Here is a 13,728-nt window from a genome sequence, read left to right as displayed (position 1 = left end):
CTATATTGTGCCCTCTCCTGGGCAATAAAAAAGCGCATCCTGTGAAATTCACAAAATACGCTAATTATTAAATTATTTACTGCATAAAAAAGCCCACAGCATAGCTATGAGCTTAATTGTTATCAGTACCAGGCTTCCCAGGACTCCTCAGGAAATTGCCCTTCTCTAACTAACTTATTAATGAGAGAACATGCATGAAATTTATATGCGTTCCATATTCCAGGGATGTCTTTCAATATGTTAAACTCACACCCATCAAGTCTGACCTGAATAATACCATATTGTTCGTCCTTACCTTCTGGATAAAACCTATATTGTACATATTCTTTTGTAAGCTTATGTAGGATAATTTTTACCATTAGAATTCTCCCTTTTCTCTATAACAGACTTATAGTCATATCACTGTTTAGTGTATTTTATAATTCTACAAAGCGAAGGTAAAATCCTTTTTACAGCTAAAATGAGTGGGATGAGAAAAAAAGCAGACTCTGAGTTTTCGCTCAAAATCTGCTTAGTCAATCATTAAATTTTAAATAAACTATTCATTCTCTCTTCTAGGCATGCTGCGCTCAAAGTATTTTTTTATAATCTCTAATTGCTCTTCAACTGTTTTTGGCGAATCATCAAGGACGAATCCCTGAAAATCGTTAGTTCTATTATCACATGCAACTTGTTTTCCTTTTTCCATACTAAAATACTCCTTTTTACAAAACAAAATATATATTCACTAAAATATTTGACACATTGCAATACATGGCGTTATAATACAATTATAGCATATAAACATTTTTTCGCCAATCAAAAATATAAAGAGTAATATAATTTAAAAACGAATGCTACTGTGAATAAAGAAAGGAAAAACACATGAACAGTATAAAATTATTCCAATCTGCTAAAATCCGTTCTGTTTAGAATGAAAAAGAACAGCAATGGTATTTTTCTGTAGTAGATATTGTTGATGCTTTGACAGATAGCGTTAACCCAACAGATTACCTAAAAAAATACGCAAAAGAGATCCCGAGCTTGGGACTTACATAGGGACAAATTGTCCCCAGGTAGCAATGACAACTCAAAGCGGTAAAAATCGTCGCAATTTAATCGCAAAAACAAAAAGAACCGCATTCTCATGCGGTTCCTATGTTTTAAATTTGGTCGGGGCGGCGAGATTCGAACTCACGGCCTCTTGTACCCGAAACAAGCGCGCTACCAAACTGCGCCACGCCCCGACATTTGTTGTTGCCGTTCATCAGCAACGAATGTAATTATAAAGCATCTTTAAGCTTTTGTCAACACTTTTTTTGAAAACTTTTATCCTTGGGTCACAACGCGGATGCTGGTAACCTCAAAAGCCTCAGCAATAGCCGGCAAAATCTCTCTTTCAATGTTGGTACGATGCAGCTCGTTTTCAGCAACAAGCATGATACGGGTATCAGCATAGTTGATGTTATGCACCTTGCTTACAAGGCGCTTGAAGGTTTCCTCACCGATAATTTCCTTCAGCTTTTGCAGACGTGCAAACACCTCCGGTTTTTCCTTCTGCATACGTTCTTCCAAGGGAGAGAACGGTACAGTCACAACTCTGGCATCACGGGCCAGGACATAATTCTCCTCGCCTTCGCCAGGTACTACTAAATCGTCACGCATAATTCTTCCTCCATCTCTATATCTAACTAAATGAACCTGCATAACGCAGAATTTATTCCTTTTTATTATATGTCACAAGCACTTTTTCGTCAAGCAGCAGGAAATTTAGCATTAAACGAGAATACTATAAAAAACACATTTGACGAGGGGTGTTCATATATGTCTATGAAAGAAGATTTTAAAAAATTTGCTATGCGCGGTAATGTTATGGATATGGCCGTCGGCGTTATCATCGGCGGCGCTTTCGGCAAAATCGTCAGCTCGCTGGTAAACGATGTCGTTATGCCTCCATTAGGCATGGCACTTGGCAAAATGGATTTTTCCAATCTGTTTATCAGCCTCAACGGCAAGGAATATGCTACGCTGGAGGCAGCCAAAAAGGCCGGCGCGCCTGTGCTTGCTTACGGCAGCTTCATTAATTCTGTACTGGATTTTCTGATTCTCGCTTTTGTCATCTTCCTGATGATTCGTCAGATCAACAAGCTCACTCCGGAACCGGAGCCTGCACCGGAGCCGCGTCTGTGCCCTTACTGCAAATCCGAGATTGCCGATGACGCAACCCGTTGCCCGCACTGCACATCTCATTTGGAATAACGGTTTACACTTTCGGCTGATATTCGGGATTTTTTCCTGCATATCAGCCATTTTCACTTTTATAAAGTCTTTTTCATTTGCTAAAAACAAGCTTATATTGTATAATGTAGATTATATATATCGCCTAGGCTGTTTTTCACAGCTTAAATTTTAAGGAGGTTATCTGATGTCTGTTTATGACGTACTTATGGAACGTGGCTTTATTAAGCAAATGTCCCATGAAGACGAGATTAAAGAATTATTAGAGAAGGAAAAAATCACCTTTTATATCGGTTTTGACCCCACCGCGGACAGTCTGCATGTAGGCCACTTCATCGCCCTGATGATGATGAGCCATATGCAACGCGCAGGCCATCGTCCTATCGTACTTTTGGGCGGCGGCACCGGCATGGTAGGCGACCCGAGCGGCAAGGACGAAATGCGCAAAATGCTCACTCCGGAATTCATCGCTCACAACATCGCCTGCTTCAAAAAGCAAATGAGCCGTTTCATTGATTTCGGTGAAGACAAGGCTATTATTGTCAACAATGCTGACTGGCTGTTAGACCTGAACTATGTTCAGCTGCTGCGCGAGGTTGGCGTACACTTTACCGTTAATCGTATGCTGGCTGCGGAATGCTTCAAAAAGCGTTGGGAAAAAGGCCTGACCTTCTTTGAGTTCAACTATATGATTATGCAGGGCTACGACTTCTGGAAGCTGCACCATGACCATAACTGCATTATGGAGCTGGGTGGCGACGACCAATGGTCCAACATGCTTGCCGGCGTAGAATTAATCCGCCGCAAGGATCAAAAACCTGCTTACTGCATGACCTGCAAGCTTTTGACCACCAGCGATGGCCGCAAGATGGGCAAAACCGAAAAGGGTGCTCTGTGGCTTGACCCGGAAAAAACCTCTCCGTATGATTTCTATCAATACTGGCGTAATGTTGCAGACAGCGACGTAGAAAACTGCCTGTCCCTGCTGACATTCCTGCCGATGGATGAAGTTCGTCGTCTGAGCGCACTGAAGGATGCAGCTATCAACGAAGCTAAAAAAGTACTGGCCTATGAGGTTACTAAGCTTGTTCATGGCGAAGAAGCAGCGCGTCAGGCGCAGGAAGCTACCGAAGCACTCTTCGGCGGCAATGCCAAAGACATGAGCAACGTACCGGCAATCGAAATTACCCCGGAAGATATGACTGCCAAGATTATTGATGTACTGACTGCCGCTAAGGTTTTCAGCAGCAAGCGCGAAGCTCGTCAGTTAATCGCCCAAGGCGGCCTGACTGTAGCAGACACTGTCCTGCAGGATGCAGAAGCATGCCTGAGCGCAGACATGTTTGATGCAGACAAGAGCCTGTTAATCCGTAAGGGTAAAAAGAAATATTTCCGTCTGCTGGTAAAATAAGCCTTTAAAAGCCATCTATGCTCCTGACGGACTAGGTGGCTTTTTCTATGATTTCAAAATACAGACTACTCTTTTAATTAAAGTAGTAATAAGGAGCTCTTAATGCAAAACGATAAAATCAACTTTTCATTAATCATCCCTATCGGCCTGATGTTATTTTCCTTCTTCTTCGGTGCCGGTAACTTAATTTTCCCGCCTGTTTTAGGACAAATGGCAGGTGACAACATTGGTTGGGGCATGCTCGGCTTCTGCCTGAGCGGCGTCGGTTTCCCGCTTTTGGGCGTACTCGCTATGGCTATGAAGCAAAGCGATAACCCGGACTCCATTGCTATGCCTATGCATCCCCTGTATGCACGCGCTGTTACTATTCTCTGCGCACTGGCTATCGGCCCGCTGTTCGCTATTCCGCGTACCGCTGCCGTTTCCTTTGACACCGGTATCCACAGCCTGCTGCCTGCTTCCTGCGAAGCTATCGGCCTGCCGGTATACACCGTGTTCTTTTTCGTCCTGACCTATTTCTTTTCCATTAACCCGTCAAAAATTATCGGTCATATCGGTAAATTTTTGTCCCCCATGCTTTTGATTTGTCTGGCAGTTCTCGTAGTCTGCGTTTTCGTAAATCCTACCGGCAACCTGCAAATGCCTAATCCGGACTTCGCTGCAACTCCGTTCTTCCGCGGCTTCCAGGAAGGCTATAATACCATGGACCTTCTGGCAGCAATCCTGTTCGGTTCTATTACTATCAAGGCTATCGAAGCTCAAGGCATTACCGATAAAAAGGTTCTGACAAAGCTCTGCTCCTACGCCGGTCTGATTGCAGCCTTCTTCCTTGCTATCATCTATGCAGCACTGGCTTACACCGGCGCACTGAGCATCAATGTTTTCGGTGTTATCCCTAACGGCGCTACTCTGCTCAGCAAAATCTGCACCTATTACATGGGCTTCGGCGGTCAGGTTGTCTTGGCCTTGATTATCTTCTTCGCCTGCCTCACCACCAGCATCGGTCTGACAACTGCTATCTCCGGTTATTTCTCCGAGCTTAGCAATAACCGTATACAATACGAGCGACTGGTATTCTTCATCTCTGCTTTCAGCCTGGTAGTAGCAAACTTCGGTCTGGAAAACATCATTAAATTCTCCATTCCTGTTATCTGCATGCTCTATCCGATTATTATCGCTCTGGTAATTCTCAACATCGGTCGTGCAATTATCCATGATGATCAGCTGACCTTCCGCATCTGCCTGATACTGACGACTATTTTCGCTGTTTTCGACGGTCTGCGTGTTGCCAATATCCGCTTCATGGCATTGGATAACTTCCTGGCGCAGAACCTGCCGCTGTTTGACATTGGCTTTGGTTGGGTTGTTCCCTGCTTCGGCGGTATCGCTGTAGGCCTGCTGCTGAAGGCTGTAAGAAAAGCTAACTAATAAATTTATTCATAATCAATTAGAGAGTAAGGTGTAATTTATGTCTAACGAACAACAATGCAGCAATGCATCTTCCTGCGGACGCAGCAGCTGTGAAGGCTGTCCTTCCGCAGCAGCTGCTGAAAAAACACAGGCAACTGATTTCCGTGCGCAGCTCAATCCTATGAGCAGCGTCAAAAAGGTTATCGCCGTAGTCAGCGGCAAGGGCGGTGTAGGCAAGTCCCTCATCACCGGTCTTTTAGCAAGCAGTATGCAGCGCCGCGGTAAGCGCTGTGCTGTTTTGGATGCTGATATCACCGGTCCGTCCATGGGACATAACCTTGGCGTGAACGGCAAGGCCAAAGCCAACGAAATCGGTATTCTGCCTCTGACTGCTCCCTGCGGTCTGGAGGTGCTTTCTGCCAATATGTTTTTGAAGAATGATTCTGACCCTGTTGTTTGGCGCGGGCCTCTGCTCGCCGGTATGGTAAAGCAATTTTGGAGCGATGCCATCTGGACAGATATAGACTTTATGTTTGTTGATATGCCGCCGGGAACCGGTGACGTACCGCTGACTGTCTTCCAATCGCTGCCTGTCGACGGCATCATCATCGTAACTTCTCCGCAGGAGCTTGTTTCCATGATTGTTGCCAAGGCAGTAAAAATGGCACGCATGATGAACATTCCGATTCTTGGTCTGATTGAAAACTACGCTTACTTCCATTGTCCCGATAACGGTAAGGATTACGAAATCTTCGGCCCCAGCCATCTGGCAGAAACTGCCGATGCCTACGGTCTAAAGGTGCTCGCCCGCCTGCCGATGAACCCGTCACTGGCAGCGGCCTGCGACGCAGGCAAGCTGGCGGACTGCCATGTAGCAGAGCTGGATGACTGCTGTGATTTTTTAGCTGATAATTTTCAGTAAGCATTTTTAAAGGGAGGCTTTTGTCATGTCTATAGAAAAGGTTCGTACATATTTGAAACAATTTAATGCAGATAATCGTATCATAGAGTTTGCAACCTCCAGCGCTACTGTTGAGCTGGCAGCACAGGCAGCAGGCTGTGAGCCTGCGCGCATTGCCAAAACCCTTTCCTTTAAGCTGCATGATGACAGTGTTATCCTCATCGTCACAGCAGGCGATGCCAAGGTAGATAACGCCAAGTACAAGCATTTCTTCGGCTGCAAGGCCAAAATGCTGACTGCTGACGAGGTAGAGCCGGATATCGGCCACGCTATCGGCGGTGTCTGCCCCTTCGGTATCAACGACGGCGTTAAGGTTTATCTTGACGTTTCCCTCAAACGCTTTGTAACCTTCTTCCCTGCCTGCGGCAGCCACAACAGCGCTATTGAGCTTACTCCGGACGAACTGGAGCAGTACAGCGCCAACTGTCAGGGCTGGGTAGATTTATGCAAGGGCTGGCAGGAATAAGCTTCTGTAACAACATCAAATTCAATCTTTAATACGCAGCAGATTCAGTGTCTGCTGTGTTTTTTTACGCATAAAAGACCTCCCATAAGCAGATTTTTTCAACTGATTACAGGAGGTCATTTTTCATATGCTTGTAAATTTTTCGCAAGCTATTTTTTCATTTTGCAAATCATCTGTGTCATAGTACCCATCGGGCAAAAGGTGCACCAAGTTCTTGGCTTGAACAGCGCCATTACAACCAAGCCAAGCAGCATAGAGGTGAGCATTACGCTGTAAAAGCCAAAGGCATACTGCGCAACCCATGCCGAAGAGCTGCCTGCGCCCAAGGAAGCTTAAACGTCCAAAGCAGCGTTACAACCTCACGCAGGGACTGCGCCTGCGTTGCTACAAGATAAGTCTGCCACAGCATATTGCCGAACATCGCCATAAAGAAGCATAAAAAGGCAAAGCGGAACCATTTGGCGACCAAAAGCTCCGGCGTAGCGCGATTACGCGACCACTTCCAATCGCCGCCCAGCTTTGCCAAAAGCAAACCGCGTCCGCAGTAACGGTTGCAGAACAGCTTGTTGCCGCCAAAAAGCGCCAATAAAACAGGCACCATAAAGTCAATCATTCCCAGCCAGGCAAAAAGGATATTGAAAAATCCCAGGACAAAATAAATTATCGGCCATAGCCAAAGATAATCATACCAATGCTGTACTTTCTTAGCCATCTGTTGCCACCCTGATGCTGCCTGCAGGACAGGTTTTGGCACAGAGACCGCAGCCAACGCAGCGCTCCCTGTCCACTCTTGCAAAGCACCCCTTGTATATACTGATTGCCTGACGCGGGCACACCTGCGTGCAGGCACCGCAGGAAACGCATCTGTCCTCGTTTACCACTGCAAATCTTTTCATAATGACGTCCTTTAACGCAAATACTTCAAAGCACTCTGAGCCGCAATAGCACCGTCATTAGTCGCCGTTACAACCTGACGCAGCACCTTGTCGCACACGTCACCGGCACCGTATACACCGGCAACCGCAGTTGACATATCGCTGCTTACAACAAGATAACCCTTGTCATTAGTGATGCCCAAATCACGGCAGAAATCTGTTACAGGGTCTGCACCGATATATGGGAACACGCCTTTTGCGAGCATCGTTTCTACTGCTCCAGTCTGTTTATTAAGCACCTTGAGGCCCGCAACGCGATTATTTTCGATAATGACCTCCTGCGGTACACGCCAAGTCAGCACTTCAATCTTCGGATTAGCGGCCACCTTTTCCTGCGTAATCTGCTCCGCGCTGATAACATCACGACGCGCCAGAATTGTAACCTTCGACGCAAATTCCGCAAGATACAGTGATTCCTCAAAGGCAGCATTGCCTGCGCCCACAATAATCCCATGCTTATTGCGGTAGAACGCCGCATCGCAGACAGCACAAAAGCTGATGCCGCGGCCGATCATCTCCTGCTCGCCTGGAATGTTCAGCAAGCGCTCCACAGTACCGGTAGCGATAATCACAGCAGGCGCCGTAAACTCCGCTCCGCTCGCACAGCGCACGCGGCGCTCCGCTCCTTCAATCTCCAGAGCAGCAACCTTCTCATAAAGATAGGTCGTGCCTAAGGCCATCGCCTGCTCGTAAATATCGTAAGCCAGCTGTGAGCCGTTGACGTTCTTAATACCGGGCCAGTTTTCAATCTCAAAGGTTTTAATCAGCTTACCGCCGGGAGCAAAGGATTCCAGCACCAAAGTCTTTAAGCCTGCGCGGCGCGCATAAACAGCTGCCGTCAGGCCGGCAGCACCGCCGCCGATAATAATCAGGTCATAGCTTTTATCGGGAGCCTGCTCCACCGGCGGCTCGTTGCCCAAGAGCTTTTCCAACCTTGCCTGCAATCGTTCCTTCGGCAGAAAGCCGGCATAACGCGAAGCAACCTCGCCGTTTTTGATAAAGAACAGACCGGGAATAATGGTTATATCCATTTCCTCCGTCAGCTCCGGCTCCTTATCTATATCAATCTTCACGATATCTATGCGCTCACCCATCTCCTTAGCAATATCCTCCAGCACATAGCTGAGCATCTTACATGGACCGCACCAGGTCGCATAAAAATCTGCCAGAAATGTTTTCTTTTCGGCCAGCATCTGCTTGAACTCTGCAGCCGTCGGGTTTACAATAATCGCCATTTACATCAGGCCTCCTTTGTAATAATGTATTCGTAGTTTATCTTATATCAGTGATGTCCGCCGCAGCCATGCTCGCCACAGGTGTGACCTTCGCCGTGCTCACCGTGGTGATTGCATTTAACAGCGGGGTTGTAGTCCAAATTTCCTGCCAACAAAGCCTCTACCGCTGCATCCGCACTGCCGCTTACGCCGCCGTACAGCTTAATGCCTGCAGCAGCCAAAGCCATCTGCGCACCGCCGCCGATACCGCCGCAAATCAGAACGTCTGCCTTCAGCGCCGTCAAAACTCCTGCTAAAGCACCATGACCTTGGCCGTTGGTATCCACAACCTCGGACGCAACAACTTTGCCGTCCTGCACATCATAAACCTTAAACTCCTCAGTATATCCGAAATGTTGAAAAATCTCGCCGTTTTCATAGGTTACTGCAATTCTCATAATATCTTCTCCCTTTTCCTTGTATTTTTCATATAATTTTTGCTTAAAGCAATCAACACAGCCGCAGCCTGTACTGCTGCCGTTACAGAGCCGGAAATCGCCGCCTTCAATACGCAGCGGCCGTCCTTCTACAACAAAATCTGCCAGCTTCTTGCGCGCCGTTTCGTAAATGCGCTGCACTGTCGTCCGCGCAATCTGCATAAAGGCAGCACACTGCTCCTGACTCATGCCACGCCTGTCAATCAGGCGTATCGCTTCGTATTCGTCAACGGTAAGAACTATAGGCTCCTGCTCTTGCGCATTATTGTTTTGCGGCAAAAACTCCAGCGTTTGCGGATAATGGCAAACCTTTCTGCATTTTACTTTTCTAGGCATCTGATTTCCTCCTCTCTAAGTCCATTATATAAGTGAAACGGGCATATGTCAATTATATTTTTTTGACATATGCCCATTTAAATTTTGTAACAGCAAATCTTCTACTATTCTTCCAGATAAAATTCCCACGCACAGCCGTCAGGACTTTCCGTACAATCAGGGAAGCAGCTCAGGCAACGGCATTTAATGCGCGCGTCAATCGTAGCTGCAAAACCGCTGTATTCGTAAATGCCGACCGATTTGCAAGGATGATACGGCATACCCTTGCGGCTGCGCGCCGTCTGCACACGGCAGTCGCGGTTGCGGTAAACAAGCCTGTTGCCGTCATGGATACATTCATACTCGTTCAAATTGCCGTAAAAGCGATAGTGCAACGCCTGCTCCAAGCCCTCTAAGCCGGGATTCTCCGGCAGCTGCAAAAACTCCTTGATACGCTTGGCTTCAATCACAGTAAAGCGCTTCCACGCCTCCTCATCATGGTACATGGCCTCCGCCATACCGAATTTGCCTTCAATCGACTGAAACCAGACGCCGTCATGCGCCAGCCAGTTTTTCGCGTAAAGCTCAATCAGCTCCAAAAGCTGCTCTTTGCTCAGCTCTGCAAGATATTTGTTGTACATGATGCATAACCTCCTTTGTGGGGGGAATTGGATGATAAAAGAAATGCACAAACATTCTTATCCATATGTTCTACCTTTAACTCGAAAAACATTTTTTTGCTACTACTAAATTCAATTTTTCTAGCTTGTTCTATTCTCCAATCTTGTTCAGCAACTTGTTCTGTACCTTGTTCTGTTTTTTTGACCTTAATCACTAGCTTGTTCTATTGTTTGTCCCGATGCATGTTCTGTTTCAGGAGTTTGTCCCGCATTTAGTCCCGATGCATGTTCTGTTTCAGGAGTTTGTCCCGCACTTTGTCTCGACACTTGCTATGCTTTAGGAGTTTGTCCCGCCGTATGCTTCCTAATAAATGTTAAAGTGCAGTTCCGTAACGCCATCTCCCATCCCCACTCACTCCAAGCACCTCTCCACCATCTCTTTCAGCGTATACTCATCAAGATGCTCAAAGAAAAACGTCCGCTTAGGATGCAGCGGCAGCGACTTGCTCACCGCCACGTTATATTCTGCTCCCTTGGCAAAGTCCGTTGCCAAAAGCTCCGCTTTATCACTGACGCTCGCCAGCAATTCCGCTCCGGCTTCACTGTTCACCAGCACCAGCGTAACGCCCTTATCATCATCAAATTCCGGGTACTGCTTATCAATGCCCCAATAATCGGCAATCGTGATATCTGCCAGGCTACGCTTATTATTAAACGCACACTCACCGCAAGACGGACGAATGCTTATGTTATTCAGGAAAAGGCGCATATAGGTTTCCTGCCGCTTGCTCGCACCAAAGCGCTGATGCTCGGTGAAAAATAATGTTTCTCCCTGCTTCCAGCCCTTCGCCTTATCGCGGAATTTCACCTGCACAACCGGCTCGCCTGCCTCCTGCGCCAGCTCCCGTAAATGCTTTTGATAAACCTTGGGACTAGGCACACCATGACAAACCACATCAACCGTCAATAGATTTTCCGACGGCTTCACCAGATATTTCTTTAAACCGGCAATCTGGCAAGGCGTACCGCTGAACAAAACCCTTCTGCCTGTACGCAAAATTTGCCGTACCTCACTGTAAATCTTGCCGATTTTACTCTGCACGTACTTCGAACCGCGCAGCTTGGTCAAATCGGCAATGCTATCCACCAGCACATGCTGCACATTAAGCTGCTCATCCAGCGCTGCGCCAACCACAACACCGCCCTGCTGCAAAATTTCTTCAGCAAAAAGCGTGAACATTCCCCCGCTGGAGCTGGTAAAGCGCACTGCATCATCGTTATTCTTTGCGCCATGCACAGCAAGCAGCTCATGCTGCTGAGGTTTGTGCAGCATAGGGCAGACATTTTCGCATAAACCGCAGTCCATGCACATTTCTTCGTTAACCACCGGATATAAAAAGCCTTCCTCATCCGCAGTCATTCTTATACACCCACGCGGGCAGATATTGGCGCAGGCACTGCAGCCTGTACAGTTTTGCTTGCTGCTCAGCTCAATCATGTCTTTAACCTCCCTATTGCCACAGCCTTTTATAGCTTATATTTCAGCATAATACTCTGCTTAAGTGATTTTTCTTTTATTATATCAATCTTTAATTTGTAAAGTTAGTTTTGTCCCATTCCCGCTATTTTTTGAAAATCATATTAAAATTTATGGCAATTGCGTTTTTCCATATATATAGCTTGCTCCCTATATAAACTAATTGCACACAAAAATTCATCTATAGGCAAATTTCTGCTTTCAGATACGGCGCGCAAGTATTTACATGGTAAATTAACATATTCTTCATACGATACAAACTGACTGATTTCATCATATGATGTCAATCCATATTGCTCAACCGGAGATAAATCATAGCACATATTCTCTTTAAACTTAAACAAATTAATCGTTATTTCAGTCGGTGGCATTGTAAGAATTCCTTCTGCAAACAAGTTCAAATGATATCTGCTAACTGGCATATAAAACCTTGTTTTTTTATGTTCAACAGAATACGCAGTTAATCTTTGAGTTATTAATTTGCCATCAATAAAGCATGCAAAGCTATGGTTGATATATAGTTCAACATTCTCTGCATCAATCCATACATATTGATTTTCAGAAGCATCAAACAAGGCATGTGACTTAACGATTTTTAATTTTCTCCCAGCTTCGAATATTAAATTAATAATATCATTTTCTTCTTCCCCAAAAATATCATGCACATTGGCAACAATTTTTTCTTTACATACTTTGCCAGTATAATGATCAAATGCTAAAACAATATCATTTATTTTAATATTTTCAACAGGACAATAGGATCCATCAGCCATCAATATCTGGGTATTAGGAGCAAAGCAAAAACTACTCTCTTCTCTTGAACCAATATACTCAGAGCTCGAAGAATAGCTGACATTCTCACAATAATCATCGTAACGTTCTGCCTTCTTCTTTTTAGCCTTACATTTAGCTAATCTTTTTTCAGTCCGCTCAGAATATTCTAGTTTCAAGGATGCCTTATAGTTCTTAACCGCTTTTTTTAAATTTACAGCAACCCCACCACCAAATTCATACATATTTCCTTTGCAATATAATGCTAAAGCACTTTCTGAACTTTCCAGTAAACTAATTGCTTCAGATAAGTTTTCATTCAGAGAAAAAAGAGTAATACCTAGTATTTCCTTATAATGTTCTACATTATACATTTTACTAATCAAATACCGACAAAGTTGACATATCACTTGTCCGTTTTTCCTCATCGTCTTATATTTTGTATTATTAAATTCCGAGGCAGGAATTTGAAAACCTGATGAAAATCCAGATTCAAAAACCATATCCACAATTTTTCCTATAGCAGGAGCATGCTGATTTGCAGCAGCAATTTTATAATATGTAAACCTATAGTCAGAAAAATTTACATAACGCCTGCGACTTTCGTTTTGAGAGATTTTCTCGTCTGCTAAAATCATACAAGCCTCCGGAACTAACGCATTTGCCAGCGTTTTCAAGATTCTTTCAATCTTTTGATCATGATAAATCTCTAGTAAATTCAATCCTGCTTTTTTATATCCCTTGTTAAGACTTTCCAGAAATATTTTAACCCTCAGCCTTTCAGGAGAAACTAATGCTTTTGCATATAGTTCTTTTCCTGTCCAACAATGTTTTCCTAATGCACGTACATACATACTCAACTTATGATTCGGTATTTCATCTGGTTCTAAAATGGCAATCAGCATCTTGGCTTTTTCCCACTCACACGGGGAAATATCTATTAGATTACATTGAGATAACACGCCTTTTGTTGACTGAATATAAGCTTGAACAAGATTCTGATTATCATACTCGTAAGAAAACAATCTGGATAAAAGTTTTTTCCCTAATCCACTATCATATTTTTCGCATCTAAAAAAAGAAACAAAAAAGTCATCAAGCGTTCTTCTAGAAATATGCTTTCCCGTAATAACGGATTCACCTAAATCATAACAAATTTCAATAACTAATTTCTCTATACCACATAAAACGCTAAGCAAATCCTTCTTTTCTGATTCAAAACACTCTTCACGCTCTTCTTCAGTTGAACGTATCGACTTAAGAATACTCTTACTATTATCCCCTAACCGAACTATATCTCCAACCACTTCCTGTAATGTATTCCTAGCACTAAAAATTTGCTTGGTAGATTGCAAGTGCAAATTGAACAAGATT

At 44.7% G+C, this 13,728-nt stretch carries 13 protein-coding genes, 1 tRNA gene and 2 pseudogenes; 5 read left to right on the top strand and 11 right to left on the bottom strand.

Annotated elements, in window-relative coordinates:
* Nucleotides 1-122 precede the first annotated feature (122 nt).
* The 4 genes from BN587_RS01165 to BN587_RS01155 form a co-directional block, all read right to left on the bottom strand.
* Nucleotides 123-359 carry a hypothetical protein gene (locus BN587_RS01165; protein ID WP_021719335.1) on the bottom strand — a complete coding sequence of 79 codons (237 nt, stop codon included), beginning with the start codon at nt 357-359 and terminating at the stop codon, nt 123-125.
* Between the two features lie 179 nt (nt 360-538).
* Nucleotides 539-688: a hypothetical protein gene (locus BN587_RS11655; RefSeq protein WP_021719334.1), complete on the bottom strand. Its 150-nt coding sequence runs from the start codon at nt 686-688 to the stop codon at nt 539-541.
* Nucleotides 689-1,149: 461 nt separating this feature from the next.
* A tRNA-Pro gene (locus BN587_RS01160) sits at nt 1,150-1,226 on the bottom strand.
* Between the two features lie 82 nt (nt 1,227-1,308).
* Entirely contained in the window at nt 1,309-1,644 is a 336-nt protein-coding gene (locus tag BN587_RS01155; protein WP_021719333.1) for a hypothetical protein, read from the bottom strand.
* A 165-nt stretch (nt 1,645-1,809) separates the two neighbouring features.
* Between BN587_RS01155 and mscL the strand changes: the two genes are divergently transcribed.
* The 5 genes from mscL to BN587_RS01130 all read left to right on the top strand — a co-directional run bounded on the left by mscL (nt 1,810) and on the right by BN587_RS01130 (nt 6,465).
* On the top strand, nt 1,810-2,238 hold the full coding sequence (mscL, locus tag BN587_RS01150) for a large conductance mechanosensitive channel protein MscL (protein WP_044483902.1): 429 nt from the start codon (nt 1,810-1,812) through the stop codon (nt 2,236-2,238).
* 166 nt (nt 2,239-2,404) lie between these two features.
* Nucleotides 2,405-3,628 (top strand): tyrosine--tRNA ligase, encoded by a 1,224-nt coding sequence (gene tyrS, locus BN587_RS01145; protein ID WP_021719331.1) that lies wholly within the window; start codon nt 2,405-2,407, stop codon nt 3,626-3,628.
* A gap of 102 nt (nt 3,629-3,730) precedes the next feature.
* The gene (brnQ, locus tag BN587_RS01140; protein WP_021719330.1) at nt 3,731-5,056 is read left to right on the top strand and encodes a branched-chain amino acid transport system II carrier protein; all 1,326 of its coding nucleotides are present in this window, start codon (nt 3,731-3,733) and stop codon (nt 5,054-5,056) included.
* Between the two features lie 40 nt (nt 5,057-5,096).
* Nucleotides 5,097-5,960 (top strand): Mrp/NBP35 family ATP-binding protein, encoded by an 864-nt coding sequence (locus tag BN587_RS01135; protein ID WP_021719329.1) that lies wholly within the window; start codon nt 5,097-5,099, stop codon nt 5,958-5,960.
* A 25-nt stretch (nt 5,961-5,985) separates the two neighbouring features.
* Nucleotides 5,986-6,465 carry a YbaK/EbsC family protein gene (locus BN587_RS01130; protein ID WP_021719328.1) on the top strand — a complete coding sequence of 160 codons (480 nt, stop codon included), beginning with the start codon at nt 5,986-5,988 and terminating at the stop codon, nt 6,463-6,465.
* A gap of 149 nt (nt 6,466-6,614) precedes the next feature.
* On the opposite strand, the pseudogene BN587_RS01125 reads toward BN587_RS01130, so the two are convergent.
* The 7 genes and pseudogenes from BN587_RS01125 to BN587_RS01095 form a co-directional block, all read right to left on the bottom strand.
* Nucleotides 6,615-7,177 (bottom strand): annotated as a pseudogene (locus tag BN587_RS01125) (4Fe-4S binding protein).
* Nucleotides 7,170-7,361 carry a 4Fe-4S binding protein gene (locus BN587_RS01120; RefSeq protein WP_021719326.1) on the bottom strand — a complete coding sequence of 64 codons (192 nt, stop codon included), beginning with the start codon at nt 7,359-7,361 and terminating at the stop codon, nt 7,170-7,172. The pseudogene BN587_RS01125 and the gene BN587_RS01120 overlap by 8 nt, the downstream one beginning before the upstream one ends.
* A gap of 11 nt (nt 7,362-7,372) precedes the next feature.
* Entirely contained in the window at nt 7,373-8,635 is a 1,263-nt protein-coding gene (gene trxA / locus BN587_RS01115; RefSeq protein WP_021719325.1) for a thioredoxin, read from the bottom strand.
* A gap of 47 nt (nt 8,636-8,682) precedes the next feature.
* The gene (locus tag BN587_RS01110) at nt 8,683-9,447 is read right to left on the bottom strand and encodes a DUF134 domain-containing protein (protein ID WP_021719324.1); all 765 of its coding nucleotides are present in this window, start codon (nt 9,445-9,447) and stop codon (nt 8,683-8,685) included.
* A 104-nt stretch (nt 9,448-9,551) separates the two neighbouring features.
* Nucleotides 9,552-10,067 carry a DUF6125 family protein gene (locus BN587_RS01105; RefSeq protein ID WP_021719323.1) on the bottom strand — a complete coding sequence of 172 codons (516 nt, stop codon included), beginning with the start codon at nt 10,065-10,067 and terminating at the stop codon, nt 9,552-9,554.
* 391 nt (nt 10,068-10,458) lie between these two features.
* Nucleotides 10,459-11,544, bottom strand: a complete 1,086-nt coding sequence (locus BN587_RS01100) for a Coenzyme F420 hydrogenase/dehydrogenase, beta subunit C-terminal domain (RefSeq protein ID WP_021719322.1) — start codon at nt 11,542-11,544, stop codon at nt 10,459-10,461.
* A gap of 143 nt (nt 11,545-11,687) precedes the next feature.
* A pseudogene (locus BN587_RS01095) lies at nt 11,688-13,728 on the bottom strand (hypothetical protein); the annotation flags it as partial.

The organism is Phascolarctobacterium succinatutens CAG:287 (genome assembly GCF_000434895.1).
Taxonomy (GTDB): domain Bacteria; phylum Bacillota; class Negativicutes; order Acidaminococcales; family Acidaminococcaceae; genus Phascolarctobacterium_A; species Phascolarctobacterium_A succinatutens_A.
The sequence above is the reverse complement of the archived record's forward strand: the minus strand, read 5'-3'. Positions and strand labels throughout refer to the sequence as shown.

Excerpts from the sequence above, each read along its gene's own strand:
- BN587_RS01165 (WP_021719335.1), bottom strand. The coding sequence starts at position 359 with ATGGTAAAAATTATCCTACATAAGCTTACAAAAGAATATGTACAATAT.
- BN587_RS11655 (WP_021719334.1), bottom strand. The coding sequence starts at position 688 with ATGGAAAAAGGAAAACAAGTTGCATGTGATAATAGAACTAACGATTTT.
- BN587_RS01155 (WP_021719333.1), bottom strand. The coding sequence starts at position 1,644 with ATGCGTGACGATTTAGTAGTACCTGGCGAAGGCGAGGAGAATTATGTC.
- mscL (WP_044483902.1), top strand. The coding sequence starts at position 1,810 with ATGAAAGAAGATTTTAAAAAATTTGCTATGCGCGGTAATGTTATGGAT.
- tyrS (WP_021719331.1), top strand. The coding sequence starts at position 2,405 with ATGTCTGTTTATGACGTACTTATGGAACGTGGCTTTATTAAGCAAATG.
- brnQ (WP_021719330.1), top strand. The coding sequence starts at position 3,731 with ATGCAAAACGATAAAATCAACTTTTCATTAATCATCCCTATCGGCCTG.
- BN587_RS01135 (WP_021719329.1), top strand. The coding sequence starts at position 5,097 with ATGTCTAACGAACAACAATGCAGCAATGCATCTTCCTGCGGACGCAGC.
- BN587_RS01130 (WP_021719328.1), top strand. The coding sequence starts at position 5,986 with ATGTCTATAGAAAAGGTTCGTACATATTTGAAACAATTTAATGCAGAT.
- BN587_RS01120 (WP_021719326.1), bottom strand. The coding sequence starts at position 7,361 with ATGAAAAGATTTGCAGTGGTAAACGAGGACAGATGCGTTTCCTGCGGT.
- trxA (WP_021719325.1), bottom strand. The coding sequence starts at position 8,635 with ATGGCGATTATTGTAAACCCGACGGCTGCAGAGTTCAAGCAGATGCTG.
- BN587_RS01110 (WP_021719324.1), bottom strand. The coding sequence starts at position 9,447 with ATGCCTAGAAAAGTAAAATGCAGAAAGGTTTGCCATTATCCGCAAACG.
- BN587_RS01105 (WP_021719323.1), bottom strand. The coding sequence starts at position 10,067 with ATGTACAACAAATATCTTGCAGAGCTGAGCAAAGAGCAGCTTTTGGAG.
- BN587_RS01100 (WP_021719322.1), bottom strand. The coding sequence starts at position 11,544 with ATGATTGAGCTGAGCAGCAAGCAAAACTGTACAGGCTGCAGTGCCTGC.